The sequence below is a fragment of the Chitinimonas prasina genome (assembly GCF_030160395.1).
In the GTDB taxonomy this organism is placed as follows: domain Bacteria; phylum Pseudomonadota; class Gammaproteobacteria; order Burkholderiales; family Chitinimonadaceae; genus Chitinimonas; species Chitinimonas prasina.
Genome location: NZ_BSOG01000001.1, coordinates 1,385,389 through 1,410,680, shown reverse-complemented (window position 1 = coordinate 1,410,680; position 25,292 = coordinate 1,385,389). Strand labels below are relative to the sequence as shown.

The window sequence follows — 25,292 nt, the reverse complement described above, 5'->3', positions numbered from 1 at the left end:
GGAGGAAATACATGGCGGGTGTACGCATACCAGGCCCGATAGGCCAGGAACCGGCAGTGGGCCCGGTCTTCTTGCCGGTGCCAAGGCAGGCGGTGGCGGGGCCGATCAAACCACCACAGCAGCAACCCAAGCACTACCAGAGCCAGACGGTGACGGCCGAGGTGGTGCAGGACATGGGCAATGCTGTGGCTGGCATGGTGCAACAGCTGTCCTTCGACTCGTTCGTGCGCATCTATGTCTATGAACCGGGTGCCCGCGCCATTGCCGAGCAGGGCGCGAAGTTCGTCAAACAGGGGATCATGACCACTCAGGAGGCAGCGGAGTGGGTGAATACCCAGCGCAATGCCTGGCTGATACGGGTGCGCGACACCCGCAACACCCCCCTTGGGCGGGCGTATTCGGAATTCCTCAAACCCCGCGACAAGCTGCCCAAGGTGCCGGACCTGCTGGAGAAGCTGGCCAGGCGGCAACCGAGCATGGCGCTGGAGCAGCGTTTTGAGGCCATCATCAAAAGCGGCGGTTCCACCCGGGCCTCCGTCAACAAGCTGGCCATCACCCTGCGCTGGGCGGGGCCGGTACTGCTGGTGGCACAAGTCGGCGTTGCCGCCTATATCGTGGCGGATGCACCGCCCGAGTCGCGCTGGCAGGTGGGCGCGGAGCAGGGCGGGGCCATCGTCGGCGGCTCGGTCGGTGGTTGGCTGGGGGCAAAGTACGGCTGTGCCGGCGGGGCGGCCATCGGCGTCTGGTTCGAAGTGGTCGGTGCCGTGCCGGGCTGTTTGATCGGCGGCATTGCCGGTGCCTTTGGCGGTGGCTGGGCGGGTTCCAGCGTGGGCCGCGAAGCCGGCTACTACAGCTGGAAGGCTGCGAGCAGCGTGGCGGAGTGGTTGTAACACTCGCCCTAGGGCTACGCTAGGCTGGCGCCACCCGCCTCCTCAAGATGAATATTGAAAGCAATGGCTATCCGCTCGCCCGGCCCAGTGTGCGGATGCACCATATGGTTGAGCCAGGCCGGGAACAGCACCAGCAAGCCGGCTTGTGCCGTTACCGTGGCCGAGGGCGAGAAGAACTGGCCGGGTTGGGGTAGCTGGTCGGCGCCGCTGCGGGGGTCCAGCAACTCCAGCTTGCCAGCCTGGCTATCGGCCCCGGCGGGCGGCACCATCAGGTAATAGCAACCGGACCAATGCTGGCCGGGGTGGTGATGGAGCTTGTGGTAACCACCAGGCGGCAGCACATTGGCCCAACCGGTGAGGGTGGCCTGCTGCTGGCGGCCCTTGCTGCCGGGTTCCAGCTCACCCAGAAGATGCCCCAGCTGCGCTAGGATGTAGCCATGCAGCTCACGCACGGCCGGGATATCGAGGGTGAACAGGTTGCCGGTGGAATGCCAGCCGCCCACATTGCTGACTACCGCGCCCGCCTGCTGTTGCTGTAAGGCCCGCACCGTGGCCAGCAAGGTTGGGTTGTACACCTCGGCCTGCGCCCAGGGCGCCAGCCAGAGCGGGGTGGCGAACAGCAGGTGCAGACTGGCTTGGGTCATGGTTGGGGGCTAGTGTCGCGATGGCTCAGTCTATAGGGACTAGGGGGCAATTTCATCTGACATGCGCCGGGTGTCTGATAGTTGCATCGGACACCCAAGGAAGCGATCGACTCGGGGTGCGCTGACGACTAGCGGCTGGGCCTCTTGGCGCCAACGCTGCCTCATCCCATAATGGTGTGCATTGCCGAATCTGGTGGCGCGAGACCGCCCATGCTGATGCTCGGGATTACGCTGGGATTGAGTAGGATCGTCACTGTATTGTCAGAGACAGCTGGTCGGTCTAAGCAGTCAATGATGACAAAGCGCTAGAATGGCAGCTACCGGCCAGAATCAGACGGTGGGGTCTGGTCGCCAAACTTGTCATTCCCGCCCTGCTATGATCATATTAATGCGGACCCTTGGGCCCAAATATACACTGTTAAACCATAATGGATATAACATCTGTCCACGTTTTTATTTCAACGAATCGCTTTAATAGTTTCGGCGAATTGCGCGAATATATTGACGAGACTTATACCGAAGATGGCGATGGCATCCCGTCTCAGTTCATGATTGAAACTGGGCTGAATGGATACGAGCCAATGTGTATAGAGGCGATCCTGTCCAACTCCGGTCACCCAGCGCGCCTTGACGAACTGCTTCGGGATTCTTCCTATGCCGATCAGTGGCTTCCACAACTGGATAGGGATAAGACCGCCGATGCTGCGATCTGTGTTTTCAGCCCGAATCAACTCACGACACCAGCTTCCGCGTCGATAGAGTATTTAGGTTGTCTTGCATACATGGTCAAACCAATTTGACCAACGGACGCCTAGCCTCGTTTAAACAGACCTCGCTATTGCATACGCTGAATGCTCGGGCTGCTTAGCTCGAACACTAAACGACTGCTTCTACAGCCCTTCGATTTCCGCTTTGGGTCGGCAGCAGACGGTGGTGTGCAGTCTTTCCACTGTCCGCTTCGGCCAAATTGCAGGCCAACTAGTCATGCTCTGGCAAGCCGTAGCCTCCGCATCAGTGAGCAGGGAGGTAATCACGAGTCATCAGAACGGGGGGTCGCGTCCAGCAGCATCCGCGCATTCATCACTGGTACTTAGCCAAACCTGCCGACCAAGGCTATAAATCAGGCAACGGTTAACCGGATGCTCGCCATGAAGACCCACCACCTGCTTGCCCTGGCCCTGGCCGTTTTGCTGCTGCCCGCCCAGGCGGATAGAAAATCCCTACGTATCGCCACTGGCGAGTTGCCGCCCTATGCCACCGAGACCCGGCCGGACCAGGGTATCGCGCTCAGCATTGTGCGGCGGGCCTTTGAACTGGCCGGATATAAGGTGGAGTTCCACTTCCTGCCCTGGTCGCGCGCCCTGGCAGAGACCAAGACCGGCAAATGGGATGGCACGGCCTATTGGGGGCACAGGCCCGATCACGAGAAGGCCTTTTATCTGAGCGACAATGTGGTCACCGAGCAATGGGTGTTTATCTACCGCAAGACCATAGACCTGAACTGGCGCACGCTGGACGACCTGCGGCCCTACCAGATCGCCATCATCCAGGACTACACCTACACGCCCGAGCTATGGGCCATGGTCAAATCGGGCGAACTGAAGAGTGACTCCACCCCCGATGACCTGGCCGCCTTGCGCAAGCTGGTGAATGGCAGGGTGGACATAGCCCCGATGGAACGCAATGTGGCGTGCGACCTGCTGGGCCGCAACTTCGTCGAAGGGGAAGCCAATCGCCTGCGTGCCCACCCCAAGCTGATGACAGACAAGTTCAGCACCCACCTGATGCTGCCACGCAGGTTACCGGACAGCCGGGCTCTCATACTGGCCTTCAATATCGGTCTGAAAAAGCTGTACGAAAGCGGCGAGCACGCCAAGCTGATGAGCCAGGTGCGCTGCCCCAGCAGCTGGTCGGAGGTCAGCGTCGGCATGCCTAAATAGGCGTGCCGCTACACCAGGATCACGTCGAACTGCTCCTGGAAGTAGGCGCTTTCCACCTGCAGCGAGATGGGCTTGCCGATAAAGTCGGCCAGCATGGCCAGGTTGGCGCTTTCCTCGTCCAGGAACATATCTATCACCGTCTGCGAACCCAGGATGCGGTACTCGCGGGCGTTGAACTGGCGTGCCTCGCGCAGGATCTCGCGCAGGATTTCATAGCACACCGTCTGCGCCGTCTTGATCTCACCACGCCCCTGGCAAACCGGGCAGGGCTCGCACAGCACATGGGCCAGGCTCTCGCGGGTGCGCTTGCGGGTGATCTCCACCAGGCCCAGGCTGGTAAAGCCTGATACCGTCACCTTGGTGCGGTCCTTGGCCAGGGCCTTGCCCAGTTCATGCAGCACCTGGTCGCGGTGCTCGGCGTTATCCATGTCGATGAAATCGACAATGATGATGCCGCCCAGATTGCGCAGCCTGAGCTGGCGGGCAATGACCTGGGTGGCTTCCAGATTGGTCTTGAAGATGGTGTCGTCGAACGAACGGGTGCCGACAAAGCCACCGGTATTCACATCTATGGTGGTCATCGCCTCGGTCTGGTCGATGATCAGGTAGCCACCGAACTTGAGGTTGACCCGCCGGGCCAGGGCGCGCTCTATCTCGGCCTCCACCCCATGCATCTCGAACAGCGGCCGCTCGCCCTGGTAATGCTCCACCCGTGGCGCCACATTGGTGACGAAGGCGTTGGCGAACTCGCTCATCTTCTGAAAGGTTTCACGTGAATCCACCACTACCTTCTGCGTCTCGTCGGTCACGATATCGCGCAGCACCCGCATGGGCAGGTTGAGATCCTGGTAGAGCATGGATTCGGGCGGCAGGGTCTTGGATTTCTGCTTGAGGTCGGCCCAGATCAGGTTCAGGTAGGCCACGTCGGCGCGCAGCTCGTCTTCCGTGGCATGCTCGGCCGAGGTGCGGATGATATAGCCGCCGTGATCGTGCCCCTTGGGCAGCATCTGCAGCAGCCGCTCGCGCAGGTGCTCGCGGCCTTCGCCGTGCTCTATGCGCTGGCTGACGCCGATATGGTGCTCCTGCGGCAGGAACACCAGGAAGCGGCCGGCAATACTGATCTGGGTGGAAAGGCGGGCGCCCTTGGTGCCTATGGGGTCCTTGATGACCTGTACCATGACGCTCTGGCCTTCGAACATCAGCCGCTCGATGCGCTGGGGTTCGCTGGGATGCTGGCGCTGCTCGATGACGTCGGCAATATGCAGAAAGGCCGCGCGCTCCAGGCCGATCTCGATAAAGGCCGACTGCATGCCGGGCAGCACGCGCTTCACCACACCCAGGTAGACATTGCCGACGATGCCGCGCGAAGCGGTACGTTCGACATGGATCTCCTGCACCACGCCTTCTTCGGTTACGGCCACCCGCGTCTCCTGCGGGGTGACGTTGATCAGGATGTGCTCTTTCATCTGCTCACTTCCGAAATGTCGTACCGCAACGCACGCGTCGGCATGCGCTGGGGTACGTCATTTCCAGGCCATCCGGCCCCGACTCAGCGCGCAGGCATCAAGCGCAGGCCCAGCTTGAGCAACTCCTCCCAGGCATCTCCCTGGCCCACGCCCTTGACGATGCGGTCTATCTGCGCGGCGTGCCCCAGGGCCGCCTTGAGCTGGCTGGCTTTCAGGCGATCCAGTGCGGCTGGGTAGCGCTTCTGCTTGTCGCCCCAGACCCGGTTCTCGCGGTATAGCTGCTGCAGATTCAACCCCTGCGAGCGGCCCAGGCCCACCCGCAACAGGGCGCGTATCTCGTCGGCCATGGCCCACAATACCAGATGTGGGGCCTCACCTTCGCCACGCAAGCCATCCAGCATGCGCGCCAAGCGGCTGGGTTCGCCAGCAATCAACGCCTCGCCCAAGCCCCATACATCGTAACGGGCCACATTGGCAACCGCCGCCTGCAGGGCGGCCAGGTCCAACTCACCAGCCGGATGCAACAAGGCCAGCTTGTCTATCTCCTGTTTGGCGGCAAGCAGATTCCCTTCTACCCGCGCCACCAGATACTCCATGGCATCGCTGCTAAGCCGCTGCTGCTGGCTGGCCAGACGCCCGGATATCCAGCCAGGCAGCTCGTTGCGGCTCACGGCCGGGCAGGCCACCACCGTGCCCTTGGCTTCCAGCGCAGTAAACCATTTGCTCTGCAACTGGGGCTTATCCAGCTTGGGCAGCTGCAGCAGCAGCACGTTTTCGCTGGGTGCATTGGCGGCATATTGCTGCAAGGCGTCACCGCCCTCGGTACCAGGCTTGCCGCTAGGCACCCGCAGGTCGATGAGCTTCTGCTCGGCAAACAAGGAGATGGCTTGGCCAGCTGCTGCCAGTTCTGCCCATTTGAAGCCCGGTTCCACCGTGAGCACTTCGCGCTCGGCAATACCGGCGGCACGGGCGGCATCGCGCACCATCTGGGCGGCCTCCAGCGCCAGCAGCGCTTCCTCGCCATGTATCACATAGATGGGCGACAGCTTGCCACCGGCCAGGTGGCTTGCCAGATCGGCTGGGCGTATCGGCATTACTGCGCTGCCGGTGCGGGGGTATAGGGTGCCACTGCGGGCTTGAGCGCAGCCAGCCGGCGTATGATCTGCTGGGCAGCATCCGAGCGCATATCACGCACCAGTATCTGTTCTTCCGCCTCCTTGCCCAGCACATTGTTCTCGTCAAAGGAGTAATCGCGACGCAAGGTCAGCTCGGTGCTGGGAATACGCTCAACCGCGCCCTGGCGCAGGTTGAAGCGGGCACGGTAGATCAGCTGGTATTCGGTCACCCGGCCAGACTTGTTCACCGTCAGTATCTGCTTGTCTAGGGCTTCGTTCTCCACCGCCAGCACGGCTTCTGCCTCTTTGGCTGCCAGCAGTTTCAGATCAGGCCGCAGCGATAGCTGTCGTCCCAACACATCACCCAGGCCACCGGCAGGCGCCGTGACATTGAGCGTGGCAAAAGCCAGCGGTGTGCTTGAACCCAGGCCACGCAGGTGGAAGCCGCAGGCGCTCAGCAGAAGGGCCAGGCCAGCGGGGATCAGGAGTCTTGGCGTCATACGGGGCAGTCCGATGAAAGGGGCCGGCAAAGGGCAAAGGCGCATTGTAGTCGCTGCCAGCGCGGTGAGACATAGGCAGACGCAGATGCGCCTACCCTAGCTGAATACGATGACTATCGACACGATTGAATCAATAGCAAACAGCCACTAACATGGCCTCACCTTGCCCGCCAAAGAGGCAAGGCAGAAAACCAATAGACAATACTCCAGGAGGCTTAACTTGAAACTGCGTTATCTTGCCGCCCTTGCGGCATCCACCCTGCTTGCCGCCACCCCGGCGCTAGCCCTGTCTCCAGACAACCCGCCCATCTCGGAATACACCAACAATCTGGTCGGCATGGACCATGTGCTCTATGTCACCCACAAGGGCGAGAGCAAGCGATATGTCGATCAGCACAACCTGCTACAGCGGGTGACCGACCATACCGAGTCCATCCTTCGCATCAAGCAGGATTTCGCCGACCAAGCCCGGGCCGAGCTGGAACGGCAGCTGCAGGGCAAGGCAAGCCTCAAGGCTTTCTCGATGACAGCGCCCGGCCCGCTGACGGTCAAGCTGGCTGGCAATGCCCAGGGCGAGGTGATCGCCTCGGTGGGTGGCTTCAGCCTCAATGGCTACGCCAGGGTGAAGAAAAGCTGGTATGCCGAGGCCACCATCAGCATACGTTCCAACCCCATCTGGATCAGCGCCCGCTACAACCCCTACAGCGGCCAGCTCAGCGACGCTCAGGTGCAGAACCTGGATATCCAGGCCAGCGTGGACGTGGACACCGTGTTTGACTTTATCCCAGGGTTCAACGCCCTGTTCACCAACAAGCTGGAGGATATGACGCTGGCCGAAATCAAGGGTGCGGTAACCGAGATCAACAACGCCCGCCTGCCCACCAGCACGATGGCCTTCTCGCTGGACAAGGCCATACCGCCGGGTGCTTATATCGTGGGCAATACCGATGTAAACCAGTTTGTGCGCGAGAAGCTGACCAACTTCGTGGCCGGCCAGACCATCGCCATCAGCCTGCATGGCGAACGGGTGCATTACTACAATGGCCGCGCCTCGTTCGAACAGAACACGCTGGTGGTGGAAATCCCGGGTGGTTCGCGCATCGCGATCGCCGAGCAGCCCATCTTCGAGCTGGTCCGCGACGAATGCTACCCGCACCAGATTTGCCCATAGGCAGGCAGTAAGAGCCTGTTCAAAGACTTTTCACCGCGTCGTTCGCAACCTTGCCGGATGAAGGGCAAGGCGCAAGACGCGCAGCGGTACGGGTACCGTCAGCGGCTTGCAACGCCGCCGTTCGCCAGCAAGGCTGCGAACCCGTAGGGCTGATCTGGAAAACGGCCACTCACTGCGTTGTGGCGCTTGGCAATAACTTGTTATTGCCTGCGCGCCACGCCTTGTGCCTGGCCATTTTCCAGACCAGCGACGCGGCGAAAAGACATTGAACAGGCTCTAAGCGCAGGACAAATAACCAGGTAAACGACAGGGCCACCGTGAGGTGGCCTTGTTATTTGGGCAGCGGCGCCGTGGGGTCGAACCACAGGCTCTTGTCGGCCAGTGGGGTCAGCGGCGGCAGTTGCCGGTTAGGGATGACAATCACGCGACGGCCGGCCAAGTTGGCCTTGCGTATCGATTCACCATTGTGGCGCCAGAATATCTCGTCAAAGCTGCCGTCCTTGATCATCAAGCGCAGGCCCTGCTCCAGCCGCCGGGCCAGGCGCTCGTTCTGCCGGCTGACAAAAAAGTAATAGGGATTGTCGTAGCGGATCACCAGCCGCTCTTCCACCGCCAGATTCGGTATTGCGGCGCGGTTGGCCTCGTATTCCTCGAAGGCCTCGTGCAGCCCGCGCGGAAACATGTCTATGCGCCGGCTACCCACCATGCGGAACAGGCTGTCGTAATTGCTGGTGACCACCGGGAAGCCCGCTTCTTGCAACACATCGGCACTGGACCAGCCCTTGCCCTGGCCGATCACGAAACGCCGCAGATCCTGCAGGCTGTGAACCTGATCAAATGCCGCCTGCCGCTCCTGGGCAATCAGCGAGATGCGATAACCGCCCAGCCCTTTGCGCAGCGGTATCCGCACGGGCAGAAAATCCCGCTCCATCTGCAGGGTGGTGCCGCTCCAGGTCAGCGTCAGCTCTTGGCCGGTGGACAGCGATACCAACTGCCTGGCCTTGTTCATCACCGCGCTGGCAGGCCGTATGTGGTAGTCGCCATACTGCCCCTTGGTGCGCTCCAGCGCCCCGCGCAGGAACTCCAGCTTGTCGTCATGGCGTACATCTGCCGCCCCTTCGGGCGCAGGGTAGACCACCTCGTCGTCTGCCCTTGGGGCGAGGGACAGCAGGGTCAGGCAGAGCAGGGGTAACAACAGGATGCGCATGGCAGGCCGGCGAACAATCGGATACTCCGTTATAGCAGGCCGATCAGCCGAGGAGCGCGCCCCTGGCCGGTCGCCCCTCGCCGATCGCCCCTCGCCGATCGCCCCTCGCCGGTTGCCCTCGTAGGGTGCCCTTGGCCGGTTAACGCGATAAGCGACGCTAGAAACAAAAACGGGATGGCCGGGGCCAACTTGGCCAGCACCATCCCGTTCTCGTTCGTCGCGGACGCCTAGAGCCTGTTTACGATCTTTTCGCCCCGGGGTGAAAAAATCGTGAACAGGCGCTTACACCACCAGGTTCACCAAGCGGCCCGGCACCACCACTACCTTCTTGGGCGTCTGCCCCTCCAGGAACTTCTGCACATTGGCATTGGCCAGGGCAAACGCCTCGATGGCAGCACGGTCGGCCGAGGCCGGGACTTCGATCTCGCCGCGCAGCTTGCCGTTGACCTGCACCATCAGCTTGATCTCGTCCTGTGCCAGGGCATCGGCAGCCGGCTCCGGCCAGGCGGCATCGATCAGTTCACCGCCGTAGCCCAGCTCCACCCACAGGGCGTGGGTGATATGGGGGCTGACCGGGTAGAGCACGCGCAACAGAATGCCCAGGCCTTCACGCATTGCCGCCCAATTGGCGTTATGAGGGGCGGAAAGCTGAGTCGCTTGGGCAAACGCTTCCATCGTGTTCAACAGTTTCATCGCCCCTGATACTACGGTGTTGTACTGCAACCGATCATAGTCAGCGTTGATTTGCTTCAAAGTTGTATGCACTTCAAAGCGAAAATCTTTTACAACTTTCTCTTGAGCCCGCGATGCCCCTGGTTCAATCTCAGCGAACTTCATACGGTCCGCATATTTATACGCAAAATTCCACAACCGGCGCAGATAGCGCGACGCGCCCTCCACACCGCTGTCGCTCCAGGCGGCACTTTGCTCCGGCGGTGCGGCAAACATGGTGAACAGGCGGGCGGTGTCGGCACCGAAGCGGGCAATGATGTCCTTGGGTTCAACCACATTGTTCTTGGACTTGGACATCTTCTCGATGCCGCCCATGATCACCGGCTGGCCATCGGCCTTGAGGGTGGCGGCAATGGCGCGGCCCTTGTCGTCATGTTGGACTTCCACCTCGTTGGGGTAGTACCAGGTCTTCTTGCCGCTGGCTTCCTCGCGGTAGAACGACTCGTTCAGCAGCATGCCCTGGGTGAACAGCGCCTTGAACGGCTCGTCTATCTTGAGCAGGCCCAGATCGCGCATGGCCTTGGTCCAGAAGCGGGCATACAGCAGATGCAGCACGGCGTGCTCGATGCCGCCGATGTACTGGTCCATGCCGCCAGCCATCCAGTAGTCGTTGCGCTCGTCCACCATGGTGCCGGCATCGGGGCAGGTATAGCGCATGAAGTACCAGGACGAATCCACGAAGGTATCCATGGTATCGGTCTCGCGCTGGGCCGGCTTGCCGCACTGCGGGCAATCAACATGGAGGAAATCCTCGCGCTTCTTCAGCGGATTGCCCGAGCCATCCGGCACGCAATCGGTAGGCAGTACCACCGGCAGTTGCTCGTAAGGCACCGGTACATCGCCACAGCCATCGCAGTGGATAATGGGGATAGGGGTGCCCCAGTAGCGTTGACGCGAGATACCCCAGTCGCGCAGGCGCCAGGTGGTCTTCTTTTCGCCTATCTGCCGGCCAGCCAGGTCGGCGGCCACGGCATCCACGGCCGCCTTGTAGCCCAGGCCATCATACTTGCCCGAGTTCACAGTCACGCCACGCTGCTTGTCGCCATACCATTCGGCCCAGCCGTCCAGGCTGAAGGTCTCACCTTCGACCGCCACCACCTGCTTGATGGCAATGCCGTACTTTCGGGCAAAGGCAAAGTCACGCTCGTCATGGGCCGGTACGCCCATCACCGCGCCATCGCCGTAGCCCATCAGCACATAGTTGCCTATCCAGACTTCAACCCGCTCACCGGTCAGCGGATGAATCACCTGCAGGCCGGTGGCCACGCCCTTCTTGTCCTGGGTCGCCAGCTCGGCCTCGGTGGTGCCGCCCGCCTTGCATTCGTCGATAAAGGCCTGCAGCTCGGGCTTGAGTTCGGCCGCGCGGCGGGCCAGCGGGTGCTCGGCCGCCACGGCACAGAAGGTCACGCCCATGATGGTGTCGGCGCGGGTGGTGAACACCCACAGCTGACCGTCGCCCACCAGTTGGCCTTCGGCATCGCGCACATCGTGGCCAAAGGCAAAGCGTACGCCCTCGCTCTTGCCTATCCAGTTGCGCTGCATGGCGCGCACCTGGTCGGGCCAGCCATCCAGCTTGTCGATATCGTCCAGCAACTCATCTGCGTACTGGGTGATGCCAAAGTAGTAGCCTGGTATCTCGCGCTTCTCCACGATGGCACCGGAACGCCAGCCACGGCCATCCACCACCTGCTCGTTGGCCAGCACGGTCTGATCCACCGGGTCCCAGTTCACCACCTGGGTGCGCTTGTAGGCGATGCCTTTCTCCAGCATCTTGAGGAACAGCCACTGGTTCCACTTGTAGTAGTCCGGGTCGCAGGTCGCCACTTCGCGCGACCAGTCAAAGGCCAGGCCCAGCGGCTGCATTTGCGACTTCATGTCGGCGATATTGGCGTAAGTCCATTCTGCTGGCGGCTTGCCATAGGCAATGGCGGCATTCTCGGCGGGCAGGCCGAAGGCATCCCAGCCCATGGGCATCAGCACATTGAAGCCCTTCATGCGCAGGTGGCGGGCCAGCATGTCGTTGATGGTGTAGTTGCGCACATGGCCCATATGCAGCTTGCCCGAGGGATAGGGCAGCATGGAGCAGGCGTAGAACTTGGGCTTGGTCTTGTCTTCAACGACGCGGTAGGCGTCGCGACCCTGCCAGTGTTGCTGGGCGGCAGATTCCACCTCAGAGGGACGATACTGTTCTTGCATGTGGGCTATCCTAACGAATCATGCCAAGCGACAGGCTGCCACGGGAATGTGGATGCGTGACTTGTTACCTGGCGACCAAATAAAACATTGATTATAACCGAGCGTTATCCCTATTCGTCTCAAGGAGTTTGCCATGCGCGCCCCCCTGATCGTCGCCCTGCTTGCCACCAGCCTGGCGACCGCTGTTGCGGCCGCCCCTACCCAGGTCAGCGCCGTCAATATGCCGGCCTGGCTGGAGCGCAACGGCCAGATGCGGCCGCTGGCAGTGGGCATCAACCTGCAGGCCAGCGATGTGGTCCACACCGGCAATGGCGCACGGGTGCTGCTGACCCTGCCCGAGGGCAGCCAGTTCAAGCTGGGCGAGGACGCGGTGTTCCGGGTCAACACTCTGAATGCATCTGACGGCCGCAAGACTGCCTTCCGGGCCACGGTGGACGTGCTGAAGGGGGCATTCCGATTTACCACCGGCCTGGCCAGCAAGCTGCGCCAGCGCGAGGTCGACATCAAGGTTGCCACCATCACTGCCGGCATACGGGGTACCGATATCTGGGGCAAGTCCGACGCCGAGAAAGACCTGGTCTGCCTACTGGAGGGCAGCATCGCGGTGGAGCACGAAGGCGAGGCCGGCTTCATCACCATGGACCAGCCCCTGGACTTCTATGTTGCACCCAAGGGCAAACCTGCCCTGCCGGTGGCCAAGGTCGATCCCAACAAGGTGGCCAACGAATGGGCGCCGCAGACCGAACCGCAGGCCGGCACGGGGCTGAGCCAGGCGCAGGGCCGCTGGCGGCTGGTGGTGGCGGTCGCTGGCAATCAGGCCGAGGCGCTGCAGTGGTATGACAACCTGCGCGAGGCAGGCTACCCCGCCAAGATACGCCCCATGGTCGAGGGCAAGTTCCGCGTTAGCCTGGAGCAACTGGCCAGCGAGACCGATGCCCGCGCCCTGGGCGAACGGCTCAAGGCACAGCTGAACACCCCCACCATCAGCACCATGCGCATGTAGGCGCCAGCCAGGCTACGGGCGTCGCCAGCAAAACTGGAGTAGCGCCAGGGTCTCCCTGGCGCCAGCCCTGGGCGCAACACCCATCAATGGCCTGATCTCATGACAGGCACTCAATGGCCGGGCGCGAATCCCGCTACGCCCATCTGCCACAGAAAAAAGCTCCACACATCGGCGCTCTCAGCCACCTGTTGTGCCTTGGTTGAGCCCCGGCCATGGCCGCCGTCGTAGTCCACCCGCAGCAACACCGGCTTGCCGCTGCTGCTGGCAGCTTGCAGGCGGGCGGTCAGCTTGGCCGGCATCCAGGCATCCACCCGCGGGTCGTTGGCCCCGGTAGTGACGATTACCGCCGGGTAGGCTACTCCGTCCTTGATGCGATGGTAGGGGCTGTTGCTGAGCATGGCCGGAAAATGCTCGGGGTTCTTGACCGTGCCGAACTCGGCAATATTGGGCGGCCCATTTGGGGTCAGCTCCATCCTCAGCAGGTCGCTCACCCCCACGGCGCTCTGGGCCGCGGCAAACAGCTCGGGCCGCGCCGTGATGGCGCCGCCTATGGTGATGCCGCCAGCACTCCCGCCGGTACCGGCCAGCTTGGCCGGCGAGGTATAGCCCTGCTGCACCAGCCATTCGGCGCAGGCAATGAAGTCCTTGGCCGTGTTGGCCTTGGTCTGGATGTAACCGGCACGGTGCCAGTCCTCGCCAAACTCGCCGCCACCACGTACATGGCACACTGCCATCACGCCATCGCGCTCCAGCCAGGCCAGCCGGTTGGCGGAATAACGTGCCTCCATGCTGATGCCGTAGGCGCCATAGCCGCTGACGATGGTGGGGTGGCTGCCATCCAGCTTGATGCCCTTGGCCGCCATAATGGACAAGGGCACGGCCACGCCATCGTGGCTCTTGACCATCACCCGGCGGGCCTCGTAGCCGTCCAGCCTGGTCGTAGCGGGTTTGAACACCCTGGTAGCGCGCACCACGCCGGTCTTGCCGTCGAGCCGATAGACACGCGGCGGCTCCACCCAGCCTTCCAGCTTGAACACCGCGCCGCTTCGGGCCACATCAGTCGCCAGTCCCATCAGGGTGCCGACCACCGGTAGCGCCAACTCGCGGGCAGCACCGCCGTGGCTGAGCTTGAACAGCTTGTCCACCCCGCCTTCGCTGGCCCTGACATACAGGGCCTCGCGTGCCACAGCGGCTTGCCGCAGCACATGGCTGCCCTGTGGCAGCACCAGTTTGGCCTGGGCCAATTGCGGCTGTTTCAGATTCAGCGCCAGCACCTTGCCCCTGGGGGCATCCAGCAGACTGTGCAGATACAGGGTGTCGCCGTGCAGCCAGGCATCGGCAGTCTTGTCGGCCGGGGTGCTGATACGCTGCCAGGGCGTTGCGGCACCGGCCAGCTGGGCAATGCTGGCCACATAGTAGGACCGCTCCACCGCATCGCCATGCAAGACCTCGGCCACCAGGTAAGGGCTGCCGGGATCGGTACGGATATGGCTGATGTCGGCGATATCGAAAGGCAGATCGGCCCGCACGCCGTAGCCGAACAGGGCGATATCACGCTCCACCGGCTGGCCTACCGTATGTAGCCAGGTGGCGCTCTTGTTGTAGCGCTCCTGCACCCCATCGGCGCCGGCGGCAGGCAGCCGGTTGTAGATAAAGCGCTTGCTGCCACCCAGCCAGCCCAGGCTGTCGTTCAGCCCAGCCCGGCTGATGCGCTCAGGCAGCCATAGTCCGCTCACCAGGTCCAGCAGGCGCAGCTCGCTATCCTCCGAACCGCTGGCCGACAGGCCCACGGCCACCAGCGCACCATCGGGTGAGGGCGAATACCAGTCTATGGCGATATGGGCGCCGGCAGTCCCCAGGGTGTCCGGATCCAGCAGCAGGCGCTCGCCGCGACCGTCGCGCACATACAGGCGACGGCCGTTGCGGCCGGGCTCGGTCTTCAGATAGAACAGGCGGCCGGCAGCCTGCTGCAGATCGGCCACATTCTCGCCCGCATCGGCCAGCTCGGTCAGCCTTTGCTTCAGGGCGCTGCGGCCGGGCAGGGTGGCCAGCACCGTTTCGGCATGGTTGGCCTGAGCCTTGAGCCAGGTCTTGAACTCGGCCCCCTGCATGTTTTCCAGCCAGCGGTAGGGATCGTTCACCTGGGTGCCAAAGTAGTCTTCGACCACATTGCGCACCGGCGTGGCAGGCGGCGGGGGCAGGGGCGCCGTCGCGGCGCTGGCGGTGACCGCCAGCAGGGTCAGCAGAGCAGGGCGATGGGGCATGGCGACTCCTTATATAGTCTGTTTTTCGGCCACGGCAAGCGGACAGGGGTGTCTGTGCTCCGGTGCGACACACCAGGACTGCCATCGTACGACAGCATTGTAGCGACAACCGATACTATCCCTCGCGTTCGCTGCAACTGCGCGCTGTTATCGGCAGCGATTGCCTTGGCACTATCGGCACCTGCTCAAAAATTAAGCGAAATGCCTTCGCGCCGGGCGCAGGCTTAGGTAGAATGCGCGCCTGTTACCGCTGGATACCGAAGCCTCTACGCCTCTCGTCTCCAGCGGTTTTTCATTCTGTACCGTTGCCGGCACCGCCCCCTGGGCGGGCCATGGTCCATAGAACAAGCATGCGCATAGGTCCTTATCAACTCCGCAACCGCCTGATCGTCGCGCCCATGGCCGGCGTGACCGACCGGCCATTCCGCATGCTGTGCAAGCGGCTGGGCGCAGGCCATGCAGTCAGCGAGATGATTACCTCCAATGCCATGCTCTATGGCAGCAACAAGACCCGCCGCCGTGCCAATTTCGACGGCGAACTGGCCCCGGTCGCGGTGCAGATTGCCGGCAGCGACCCTGCCCAGATGGCCGAGGCCGCCCGCCATAATGTGGCGGCAGGTGCCCAGATCATCGATATCAATATGGGTTGCCCAGCCAAGAAAGTCTGCAATGTACTGGCCGGCTCTGCTCTCTTGCAGGACGAAGACCGCGTCGCCCGCATACTGGAGGCCGTCGTCAGCGCGGTGGATGTGCCGGTGACGCTCAAGACCCGGCTGGGTTTTCGCAACGGTGAGGAGAATATCCTGCGGGTGGCGCAGCTGGCTGAGCAGACCGGCATTGCCGCCCTGGCCCTACATGGCCGCACCCGCGAGGACATGTATAACGGCGCCGCCCGCTATGAACTGATTGCCGAGGTCAAGCGCAGCCTGCGCATACCGGTGGTGGCCAATGGCGATATCACCACCCCGGAGAAAGCCCGCGCGGTACTGCAGCAGACCGGTGCCGACGCGGTGATGATAGGCCGCGCCGCCCAGGGCCGACCCTGGATATTCAGAGAGATTGATCATTTCCTTGCCACCGGCGAGCACCTGCCCCCACCCAAGGTGAGCGAGATACACGCCATCCTGATGGAACACCTGCAAGACCACTACGCCTTCCACGGCGAGTACTCGGGCTGCCGCATCGCCCGCAAGCATATAGCTTGGTACACCAATGGCCTGCGCGGCTCCAACGAGTTCCGCCAGCGTATGTACCAACTAGATAGCACGACCGAGCAGCTGGCTGCCGTGGATGCCTATTTCAAACAACTGGCGCTCCAGGGCGAGCGGCTGGTTTACCAAGACGAGACCGCGCTAGCGGCCGCCTAGTTCAGGAGAGAACCCCACCATGTCCACCAAGGATCAAATCTGCTTTGCCGTGCGCGACGCGCTGGAACAGTATTTCCGCGACCTGGACGGCGAAGCACCGCAGGCGATCTACGACATGGTGCTGGCCAAGGTGGAGAAGCCCATGCTGGAAGTAGTGCTGGACAAGGCGCAGGGCAACCAGACCCGTGCCGCCGAACTGCTGGGCATCAACCGCAACACCTTGCGCAAGAAAATGCAGGAACACGATCTGATATGAGCCTGGGACTGGTTGAAGGCACGGTAGTGCTGGTCGAACACAATGCGGACTGGTCGGAGGCCTATGACCAAGCCGCCCACGCCATCGCCACCGCCCTGCCGGGTGTAGTGTTGGCCCATATTGGCTCCACCGCCGTGACTGGCCTCTGCGCCAAGCCGGTGCTGGATCTGATGCTGGGACTGACCGCATTGTCGGAGCACGCAGCCTGCATCGCCCCACTGGCGGCGCTCGGGTACCAGCACCATGGCGAGTTCGGTATAGCTGGGCGCCATTATTTCACCCGCCAGCAGGCGGGGCTGCGTACCCACCATCTGCATATGGTGGTGGTGGACAGTCCCTTCTGGCGCGAACACCTGGCATTTCGCGACTGCCTGCGCAACAACCCGACGCTGAGGGCCGATTACGCCGCACTCAAGCAGATGTTGGCACGGCAGTATCCGACCGATAGCAAGGCCTACGCCGGTGCCAAGACCGACTTTGTCCGCGCCGCCCTGCACGGACTGGCGGTCGTCCCCTCCACTGGCGCCAAGGCAACGGCAGCCGGGGCTGGCAGCTGCTAAGTTTTATCTTTCACTTTGTCTTATGAGCAAGCAACCATGGTCAATATCAAACGTGCGCTGATCAGCGTCTCCGACAAAACCGGTGTACTGGAATTCGCCCAGGCCCTGGCCGGTTTTGGGGTGGAGATACTTTCCACTGGCGGCACCGCCAAGATGCTGGCGGAAGCCGGGGTCAAGGTCATCGAGGTGGCCGACTACACCGGCTTCCCCGAGATGCTGGATGGCCGCGTCAAGACCCTGCACCCCAAGATCCACGGTGGCATCCTGGGCCGCCGCGATCTGGCCGGCCATGTCAGCAAGATGGCCGAGCACGGCATAGGCAGCATCGACCTGGTCTGCGTCAACCTCTACCCTTTCGAGGCCACCATCGCCAAGCCCGATTGCGATTTTGACGATGCCATCGAGAACATCGACATCGGCGGCCCGGCCATGGTGCGTTCCGCCGCCAAGAACCACGCCTTTGTCGCCATCGTCACGGATGTTGCCGATTACGCCCCACTGGTGGCCGAGTTGCAAGCCAACGACGGCGCTCTGGGCATGCCCACCCGCCGCCGCCTGGCCAAGAAGGCCTTCAGCCACACGGCAGCCTACGATGGCGCCATCTCCAACTACCTGACTTCGCTGAACGAGGACGGTACCCAGCAGACCTTCCCCGCCCGCCTCAATATCAGCGTGGAAAAGGTGCAGGACATGCGCTACGGCGAAAACCCTCACCAGGCTGCGGCCTTCTATCGTGACCTGCACCCTGCCGTGGGCAGCCTGGCCGGCTACCAGCAATTGCAGGGCAAGGAACTGAGCTACAACAACATCGCCGATTCCGATGCCGCCTGGGAAGCCGTCAAGGCCTTCGATGAGCCGGCCTGCGTCATCGTCAAGCATGCCAACCCCTGTGGCGTTGCCATTGCCGCCGATACGCTGACCGCCTACCAGCTGGCCTTTGCCACCGATACCACCAGCGCCTTTGGCGGCATCATCGCCTTCAACCGCGAAGTGGATGCGGCCACCGTGGAGGCCGTCACCGGCCAGTTCCTGGAAGTGCTGATCGCCCCCGGCTTCTCGGATGAAGCCCGCGCCATCATCGCCGCCAAGAAAAATGTACGGGTGCTGCAAGTCGCCCTGCAGGATGGCGCCAACCGCTTTGACCTCAAGCGCGTGGGTGGCGGCATCCTGGTACAGACACCCGATATCCATCACATCACCACGGCCGACTTCAAGGTGGTGACCAAGCTGGCACCGACCGCCGAGCAGCTGAAAGACCTGCTGTTCGCCTGGCGCGTGGCCCAGTTCGTCAAATCCAATGCCATCGTGTTCTGTGGCGGCGGCCGTACCCTGGGCGTAGGCGCGGGCCAGATGAGCCGGGTGGACTCCACCCGCATCGCTGCCATCAAGGCCCAGCATGCCCAGCTGGCACTGAAGGGCTCGGTCTGCGCTTCCGATGCCTTCTTCCCCTTCCGCGATGGCGTGGACGTGATCGCCGAGAACGGTGTCAGTGCTATCGTCCAACCTGGCGGCTCCATGCGTGACGAGGAAGTCATTGCCGCAGCCGACGAGCATGGCATTGCCATGGTGGTGACTGGCGTGCGCCACTTCCGGCATTGAGAGCCTGCTATGAACGCAAGTCACTGATGGGTGGTATCGGACGGCGCAGGCGCCAGGGAAACCCTGGCGCTAAACGCCAGCGCAGTCTGAACCAGTAGGCTCTTCCTTGATTGAGCCCACACCCCCCGCCCGCGCCGCCGCGCGGGAGCCTCGCTCACGCTCGTCATCATTTTGAATGGGCTTGAGCGCTTGGTATGGACGCAAGTCATAGATGGGTGGTATCGGACGGCGCAGGCGCCAGGGAAACCCTGGCGCTAAACGCCAGCGCAGTCTGAACCAGTAGGCTCTTCCTTGATTGAGCCCACACCCCCCGCCCGCGCCGCCGCGCGGGAGCCTCGCTCACGCTCGTCATCATTTTGAATGGGCTTGAGCGCTTGGTATGGACGCAAGTCATAGATGGGTGGTATCGGACGGCGCAGGCGCCAGGGAAACCCTGGCGCTAAACGCCAGCGCAGTCTGAACCAGTAGGCTCTTCCCCGGTCGAGCACACACCCACCTCCCTCGCCGCCGCGACGGAAGTCCACCTTGCAAGGTGCGTGGGAGGCGCCAAGTGCAACACGCAAGCAGGTATCTGGGCCAAGGTTCCATGTGGAACATCGGCCCGGTGAGCAGTAAGGCTTGCCAGCTGCCAGCAGCGGGCAAGCCTCACTCCTTACCCCTATGAGGCAAGCATGAACGTACTCGTCATCGGCTCCGGCGGCCGCGAACACGCCCTGGCCTGGAAAATTGCCCAGTCCCCCCGCGTCAGCAAGGTCTTCGTGGCGCCCGGTAACCCCGGCACCGCCCGTGAAGCCGGCCTCACCAATGTCGATGTCACCAGCATCCCCGAGCTGGTGGCCTTTGCCCAGCGCGAAAACGTGGCCCTGACCGTGGTCGGCCCCGAGGCCCCCCTGGCGGCTGGCGTGGTCGATGCCTTCCGTGAGGCCGGCCTGAAGATATTCGGCCCCACCCGCGCCGCCGCCCAGCTGGAAAGCTCCAAGGATTTCGCCAAGGCCTTCATGACTCGCCATGGCATCCCTACCGCCCAGTACCGCACCTTTGCTGATGCCACTGAAGCCCATGCCTATGTGGAGGGCCGTGGCGCCCCCATCGTCATCAAGGCCGATGGTCTTGCTGCCGGCAAGGGCGTGATCGTGGCCATGACCTTGGCTGAAGCGCACGCCGCCATCGACAGCATGCTGCTGGACAACAAGATGGGCGATGCAGGCGCCCGGGTGGTGATAGAGGATTTCCTCAAGGGCGAGGAAGCCAGCTTTATCGTGATGGTGGATGGCCGCCATGTGCTGGCCCTGGCCAGCTCACAGGACCACAAGCGCCTGAAAGAGAATGACGAAGGCCCCAATACCGGCGGCATGGGCGCCTATTCGCCCGCCCCGGTGGTCACACCCGAAGTCCACGCCCGCGCCATGCGCGAGGTGATACTGCCCACCGTGGCCGGCATGGCCCGTGACGGCATACCGTACACCGGCTTTCTTTACGCCGGCCTGATGGTGGATGACGAGGGCGCGGTCAGCGTGGTGGAGTTCAACTGCCGCATGGGCGACCCGGAAACCCAGCCCATCATGGCACGCCTCAAGACCGACTTTGTCATGCTGCTGGAGCACGCCGTCAACCAGACGCTGGACCAGACTGAGGCCGAATGGGACCGTCGTGTCGCGCTGGGCGTGGTACTGGCAGCCGGCGGCTACCCCGACGCCCCGCGCAAGGGCGACGTGATACACGGCCTGCCAGACACCCAGGCAGAAGACGTGCTGGTGTTCCATGCCGGTACGGCGCAGCAGGGCGAGAAGATCGTCACCAATGGCGGCCGCGTACTTTGCGTCACCGCGTTGGGCGACAGCGTGAAGATGGCACAAAAGGGCGCCTATGAAGTCATAGACGGCATACACTTTGAAGGTATGCAGTGCCGCCGTGATATCGGCCATCGGGCCATTGCCCGTAAGCCGGCCGGCAGCTGACCCACGCTCCCCTCATCGTTAGGTAGGCCATGGCAAGCGATCAGAGTTGGTTTTCCCGTCTCCTCAGTGCCTTCTCCTCGCTGTTCAGCAGCGGCGCAGCCAAGGAGCCCGGCGCCCGCTCGCCCGTCCAGACCACCGCCCAGGCCCGCCGTATGGCGGGCCATTGGCCGGTCTGGATAGAGCTGGGCAAGACCACCCGCGAACAGCACCCACCGCGCGATGACTCGGCCCTTACCCTGCGTTTTTCTGCCACCGATGGACCCTTGCTGAAATCCATGGGCATCAATACCCGCGATTTCAACGGCAGCTATGTACCCGACAAAAACGCAGGCCTGGTGCAGATACCGGAGCGCTTGGTGCAGGAATTGATGCGTAAAACCGACAGTGCCGTCTTTGTCGAGGCCTTTCTGGATGGCGAATCACTGGGCGCCCGCAAGTTCACCATCCCGCTCCGGTTCTGACCGTCCGCCGCCTCCAGCCTCGCTTGGCGGCAATCACCCTGGCCCGCTCATCCGAGTGGGCTTTTCTATTACCGTATCCTTATCTACGCTTTCCCTAATAGGCGGTGCATTTGTACTGAACTATGGTCGCGACCACAATGACATTGGCACGACCGCCCATGTCGAATACGGAGCAAACCTATGAAAATCAAACTGTTGCTGACCGCCCTGCTGGGGCTGTGCATGCTGTCACCTGCTGTGGCGGACGATCTGGACGAGATCAAGAAACGCGGCACCCTGGTGGTCGGCGTGAAGGATTCCACCCCCCCTTTCGGTGTGCTGAACACCAAGACCCAGACCATCTCCGGCTATGACGTGGACTTCGCCGCGGCCATCGCCAAGAAGCTTGGCGTCAACCTGATCGTCAAGGGCGTGGAATCGGCCCAACGCGTACCCAAGCTGCAGAACAAGGAAGTGGATCTGATCATCGCCACGATGACCAAGAACGCTGAGCGCGAAAAGCAGGTGGATTTCAGCTACGGCTATTTCATCACCGGCCAGAAGTTCGTCGTCCGCAAAGGCAAGGTCAACTCGATTGAAGACCTGACCAGCGCCACCATCGGCACCGTCACCGGTTCGACCTCGGCCAAGCAGTTGGCGCGTGAAATGCCCGGCGCCAATATGGTGCTGTTCGGCGATTACGACGAAGCCTTCGTTGCGCTGGGCAAGGGCCAGCTCGATGCGGTCAGTACCGACGAGCCCATCCTGGCCGGCCTCTTGAACAAGATGCCCAACAAGGCCCAGTACGAGATACCCAACGTCACCATCTCGCTGGAAGTCTATGGCATTGCCGTGCGCAAGGGCGAAAAGCGCCTGCTGGAAGAGGTCAACAAGACCATCGTCGCCATGGAGCAGTCGGGTGAAGCCGCCAAGATCTTTGATCGCTGGTTTGGCCCCAACTCCAACGCCCCCCTGATGCGCCTGTTCAAGATCAACGCCAAGTAAGCGTTTGAACTCACCGCACCTGAAAGCCCGGTCTGACCGGGCTTTTTGCTAGCTGGCGCCACGCTTATCCACCGCTTGGTGTCAGCACCACCGCCGCCGGCCTGCAGGCCAAGTATTTGCCGCAAAAGCCTTTCTGGCTCGCAAGGGCCCGCCTGGGGTAAAATTCAGGCCCTTTCCCGTCCCGCCTCCCTCGCATGTCCCTGTTTGCCCTCGGCCTCAATCATGAGACTGCGCCCATCGCGGTGCGGGAGAAGCTCGCCTTCGCACCCGAGGAACTGGCTGCGGCGGTGGCCGAACTGACGGCGCAGAAGGGCGTGCACGAGGCGGCCATCGTCTCTACCTGCAACCGCACCGAGCTGTACGCGGCGGCACGCGATGAAGCCACCCTGCTGAACTGGCTGGCCGCCTCGCGCCAGCTGGATGCAGCCAGTATCGCCCCCTATCTGTACCGCCTGCCCGATCGCGAGGCCGTGCGGCATGTGTTCAGGGTGGCGTCGGGGCTGGATTCCATGGTGCTGGGCGAGACCCAGATACTGGGCCAGCTCAAGGACGCCGTGCGCGAGGCGCAGGAGGCTGGTGGCCTGGGCTCCTCGCTCAACGGCCTGTTCCAGAAAGCCTTCTCGGTCGCCAAGGCCGTCCGCAGCGAAACGGGCATAGGCGCCAATTCGGTGTCCATGGCCGCCGCCGGGGTCAAGCTGGCCGAGCGCCTGTTCCCCGATATCGCCGACCTGAATGTGCTGTTTATCGGCGCGGGCGAGATGATAGAGCTGTGCGCCACCCATTTCGCTGCCCGCAAACCACGCCGGCTGTCGGTAGCCAACCGCACACTGGAGCGTGGCCAGGCGCTGGCCAGCCAGTTCGGTGGCGATGCCTTCGCTCTGGCCGAGCTGCCGGACCGCCTGCCGCAATACGACATCGTGGTCACCAGCACCGCCAGCCAGTTGCCCATCATCGGCCTGGGCGCGGTCGAACGGGCCATCAAGGTGCGCAAGCACCGACCTGTCTTCATGGTGGATCTGGCCGTACCGCGAGATGTGGAGCCCGAGGTGGGTGCCCTGCCCGACGTCTACCTCTACACCGTCGATGATCTGTCGGAAGTGGTGCGGCAGGGCAGGGCGGAGCGGCAGCACGCCGTGGTGGAAGCCGATGGCATCGTCGAGCGCAGTGCCGATGAGTTCATGCAGTGGCTGGACAATCGCGCCCTGGTACCCACCATCAGGGCACTCAAGGATCAGGCCGAGCGGCTACGCCGGCATGAGCTGGACCGTGCCACCAAGCTGCTGGCCAAGGGCGAGGACCCGGCCGCCGTGCTGGAATCGCTGTCGCTGTCGCTCAGCAACAAGCTGCTGCACGCGCCGCTGGCCGCACTCAACCAGGCCGACGCCAGCCAGCATGGCGAGCTGATCGATGCCGTGCGCCGGCTCTACCACCTGCACGAGGGAGACTGAGCATGGTCTTTCCCCTAACGTATGGCGAGTACCAGATCGATACCGACCCGGCCAGGCTGGACCTGGCCCAGTGCCACGCCTATATCGCCAGCACCTACTGGGCCAAGGATATCCCCCTGGCGACCTTTCGCCGCTCGGTAGAGGGCGCGCTGTGTTTTGGCGTCTATCACCATGGGCAGCAGGTAGGCTTTGCCAGGGTGATCAGCGACTACGCCACCATCGCCTATCTGGGCGATGTATTCATCGCCCCTGACCACCGTGGCCAGGGGCTCTCCAAATGGCTGATGGACAGCATCATCAGCCACCCCGACCTGCAAGGCCTGCGTCGCTGGATACTGCTGACCGGCGACGCCCACGGCCTTTACCAACAATACGGCTTTACGCCCCTGGCTGCCCCCGAGCGCTGGATGGAGCGGGCCCACCTGGATATCTACACCTCATCATGAAACCCAGCATCGCCAACAAGCTGTCGCAACTGGCCGACCGGCTGGAGGAAGTCGGCCAGCTGCTCGCCAGCGAAGAAGCCACTCGCGACATGGACAACTTCCGTAAGTTGAGCCGTGAGCACGCCGAACTGACCCCGGTGGTCGAGCTGTACCAATCCTTCTGCCAGACCGAGGCCGATCTCGCCACCGCACGCGAGATGCTGGACGACCCGGACATGAAGGAGTTGGCCGAGGCCGAACTGGCCGATGGCGCAGGCCGGCTGGAAGCCCTGGAAACCGAGCTGCAGAAGGCACTGCTGCCGAAGGACCCCAACGACGAGCGCAATATCTTTCTGGAAATCCGCGCCGGTACCGGTGGCGACGAATCGGCCCTTTTCGCGGGTGACCTGTTCCGCATGTACACCCGCTTTGCCGAGCGTAATCGCTGGCAGGCCGAGATCGTCTCGGCCTCCGAATCGGACCTGGGCGGCTACAAGGAAGTCATCGTCCGTATTGCCGGCCTGGGCGCCTATTCCAAGCTCAAGTTCGAGAGCGGCGGCCACCGCGTGCAGCGCGTGCCCGCCACCGAATCGCAGGGCCGCATCCATACCTCGGCCTGTACCGTGGCCGTGATGCCGGAAGCGGACGAGCTGGAGGAGGTGAACATCAACCCCGCCGATATCCGCATCGATACCTTCCGCGCCAGTGGCGCGGGCGGCCAGCATATCAACAAGACCGACTCGGCCATCCGCATCACCCACTTCCCTACCGGCCTGGTGGTGGAGTGCCAGGACGGCCGCAGCCAGCACCAGAACAAGGCCCGCGCCATGCAGGTGCTGGCTGCCCGCATCAAGGACAGGCAGGAGCGCGAGGCCCACGCCAAGGAAGCTGCCATGCGCAAGTCCCTGGTCGGCTCAGGCGACCGCAGCGAACGGATACGTACCTATAACTTCCCGCAGGGCCGTATCACCGACCACCGCATCAACCTGACCTTGTACAAGCTCGACTATGTGATGGATGGCGATCTGTTCGAGCTGACCGATGCCCTGATGGCCGAACATCAGGCCGAATTGCTGGCCGCCATGGCCGAGCAGGTCTAAACGGAA

22 protein-coding genes are annotated in these 25,292 nt (G+C 62.7%); 15 read left to right on the top strand and 7 right to left on the bottom strand.

What is annotated here, in order from left to right:
- The first annotated feature begins 11 nt into the window (after nt 1-11).
- Nucleotides 12-890, top strand: coding sequence for a hypothetical protein (locus tag QQK16_RS06510; protein ID WP_284195615.1), 879 nt, complete (start codon nt 12-14; stop codon nt 888-890).
- A 14-nt stretch (nt 891-904) separates the two neighbouring features.
- On the opposite strand, the gene QQK16_RS06505 is transcribed toward QQK16_RS06510, so the two are convergent.
- The gene (locus QQK16_RS06505; RefSeq protein WP_284195614.1) at nt 905-1,534 is read right to left on the bottom strand and encodes a TIGR02466 family protein; all 630 of its coding nucleotides are present in this window, start codon (nt 1,532-1,534) and stop codon (nt 905-907) included.
- 428 nt (nt 1,535-1,962) lie between these two features.
- On the opposite strand from QQK16_RS06505, the gene QQK16_RS06500 reads away from it, so the two are divergent.
- Both QQK16_RS06500 and QQK16_RS06495 read left to right on the top strand, forming a co-directional pair.
- Nucleotides 1,963-2,334: an immunity 22 family protein gene (locus QQK16_RS06500; protein ID WP_284195613.1), complete on the top strand. Its 372-nt coding sequence runs from the start codon at nt 1,963-1,965 to the stop codon at nt 2,332-2,334.
- Between the two features lie 348 nt (nt 2,335-2,682).
- The gene (locus QQK16_RS06495; protein WP_284195612.1) at nt 2,683-3,474 is read left to right on the top strand and encodes a substrate-binding periplasmic protein; all 792 of its coding nucleotides are present in this window, start codon (nt 2,683-2,685) and stop codon (nt 3,472-3,474) included.
- Between the two features lie 8 nt (nt 3,475-3,482).
- On the opposite strand, the gene rng is transcribed toward QQK16_RS06495, so the two are convergent.
- The 3 genes from rng to QQK16_RS06480 form a co-directional block, all read right to left on the bottom strand.
- Nucleotides 3,483-4,940, bottom strand: a complete 1,458-nt coding sequence (gene rng, locus QQK16_RS06490; RefSeq protein WP_284195611.1) for a ribonuclease G — start codon at nt 4,938-4,940, stop codon at nt 3,483-3,485.
- Between the two features lie 83 nt (nt 4,941-5,023).
- On the bottom strand, nt 5,024-6,034 hold the full coding sequence (gene holA / locus QQK16_RS06485) for a DNA polymerase III subunit delta (RefSeq protein WP_284195610.1): 1,011 nt from the start codon (nt 6,032-6,034) through the stop codon (nt 5,024-5,026).
- Nucleotides 6,034-6,555, bottom strand: coding sequence for an LPS-assembly lipoprotein LptE (locus QQK16_RS06480; RefSeq protein WP_284195609.1), 522 nt, complete (start codon nt 6,553-6,555; stop codon nt 6,034-6,036). Before QQK16_RS06480 ends, holA begins: the two co-directional genes overlap by 1 nt.
- Before the next feature lie 220 nt (nt 6,556-6,775).
- Between QQK16_RS06480 and QQK16_RS06475 the strand changes: the two genes are divergently transcribed.
- Nucleotides 6,776-7,726: a hypothetical protein gene (locus tag QQK16_RS06475; RefSeq protein ID WP_284195608.1), complete on the top strand. Its 951-nt coding sequence runs from the start codon at nt 6,776-6,778 to the stop codon at nt 7,724-7,726.
- Between the two features lie 331 nt (nt 7,727-8,057).
- On the opposite strand, the gene QQK16_RS06470 is transcribed toward QQK16_RS06475, so the two are convergent.
- Both QQK16_RS06470 and leuS read right to left on the bottom strand, forming a co-directional pair.
- Nucleotides 8,058-8,933, bottom strand: a complete 876-nt coding sequence (locus QQK16_RS06470) for a substrate-binding periplasmic protein (protein ID WP_284195607.1) — start codon at nt 8,931-8,933, stop codon at nt 8,058-8,060.
- A gap of 282 nt (nt 8,934-9,215) precedes the next feature.
- Nucleotides 9,216-11,861, bottom strand: a complete 2,646-nt coding sequence (gene leuS, locus QQK16_RS06465) for a leucine--tRNA ligase (RefSeq protein WP_284195606.1) — start codon at nt 11,859-11,861, stop codon at nt 9,216-9,218.
- 133 nt (nt 11,862-11,994) lie between these two features.
- Between leuS and QQK16_RS06460 the strand changes: the two genes are divergently transcribed.
- Nucleotides 11,995-12,864, top strand: coding sequence for a FecR domain-containing protein (locus QQK16_RS06460; protein ID WP_284195605.1), 870 nt, complete (start codon nt 11,995-11,997; stop codon nt 12,862-12,864).
- A 110-nt stretch (nt 12,865-12,974) separates the two neighbouring features.
- On the opposite strand, the gene QQK16_RS06455 is transcribed toward QQK16_RS06460, so the two are convergent.
- The gene (locus tag QQK16_RS06455; protein ID WP_284195604.1) at nt 12,975-15,128 is read right to left on the bottom strand and encodes a prolyl oligopeptidase family serine peptidase; all 2,154 of its coding nucleotides are present in this window, start codon (nt 15,126-15,128) and stop codon (nt 12,975-12,977) included.
- Between the two features lie 350 nt (nt 15,129-15,478).
- Here QQK16_RS06455 and dusB point away from each other — a divergent pair, with 350 nt between their 5' ends.
- The 10 genes from dusB to prfA all read left to right on the top strand — a co-directional run bounded on the left by dusB (nt 15,479) and on the right by prfA (nt 25,286).
- Complete coding sequence (dusB, locus tag QQK16_RS06450; RefSeq protein WP_284195603.1) at nt 15,479-16,495, top strand: tRNA dihydrouridine synthase DusB; 1,017 nt, start codon at nt 15,479-15,481, stop codon at nt 16,493-16,495.
- A 19-nt stretch (nt 16,496-16,514) separates the two neighbouring features.
- A complete protein-coding gene (locus tag QQK16_RS06445) occupies nt 16,515-16,751 on the top strand; it encodes a helix-turn-helix domain-containing protein (protein WP_284195602.1) in 237 nt (78 codons plus the stop codon).
- The gene (locus QQK16_RS06440) at nt 16,748-17,311 is read left to right on the top strand and encodes a GrpB family protein (RefSeq protein WP_284195601.1); all 564 of its coding nucleotides are present in this window, start codon (nt 16,748-16,750) and stop codon (nt 17,309-17,311) included. Before QQK16_RS06445 ends, QQK16_RS06440 begins: the two co-directional genes overlap by 4 nt.
- Nucleotides 17,312-17,347: 36 nt before the next feature.
- The gene (gene purH / locus QQK16_RS06435) at nt 17,348-18,910 is read left to right on the top strand and encodes a bifunctional phosphoribosylaminoimidazolecarboxamide formyltransferase/IMP cyclohydrolase (RefSeq protein ID WP_284195600.1); all 1,563 of its coding nucleotides are present in this window, start codon (nt 17,348-17,350) and stop codon (nt 18,908-18,910) included.
- 671 nt (nt 18,911-19,581) lie between these two features.
- Nucleotides 19,582-20,868 (top strand): phosphoribosylamine--glycine ligase, encoded by a 1,287-nt coding sequence (purD, locus tag QQK16_RS06430; protein ID WP_284195599.1) that lies wholly within the window; start codon nt 19,582-19,584, stop codon nt 20,866-20,868.
- Between the two features lie 29 nt (nt 20,869-20,897).
- Nucleotides 20,898-21,329 (top strand): hypothetical protein, encoded by a 432-nt coding sequence (locus QQK16_RS06425; protein WP_284195598.1) that lies wholly within the window; start codon nt 20,898-20,900, stop codon nt 21,327-21,329.
- Nucleotides 21,330-21,509: 180 nt separating this feature from the next.
- Nucleotides 21,510-22,313, top strand: coding sequence for a transporter substrate-binding domain-containing protein (locus tag QQK16_RS06420; protein ID WP_284195597.1), 804 nt, complete (start codon nt 21,510-21,512; stop codon nt 22,311-22,313).
- Between the two features lie 194 nt (nt 22,314-22,507).
- Nucleotides 22,508-23,761: a glutamyl-tRNA reductase gene (hemA, locus tag QQK16_RS06415; RefSeq protein WP_284195596.1), complete on the top strand. Its 1,254-nt coding sequence runs from the start codon at nt 22,508-22,510 to the stop codon at nt 23,759-23,761.
- Nucleotides 23,762-23,763: 2 nt separating this feature from the next.
- The gene (locus QQK16_RS06410; protein WP_284195595.1) at nt 23,764-24,207 is read left to right on the top strand and encodes a GNAT family N-acetyltransferase; all 444 of its coding nucleotides are present in this window, start codon (nt 23,764-23,766) and stop codon (nt 24,205-24,207) included.
- Nucleotides 24,204-25,286, top strand: a complete 1,083-nt coding sequence (prfA, locus tag QQK16_RS06405; RefSeq protein WP_284195594.1) for a peptide chain release factor 1 — start codon at nt 24,204-24,206, stop codon at nt 25,284-25,286. The genes QQK16_RS06410 and prfA overlap by 4 nt, the downstream gene beginning before the upstream one ends.
- Nucleotides 25,287-25,292: the final 6 nt, after the last annotated feature.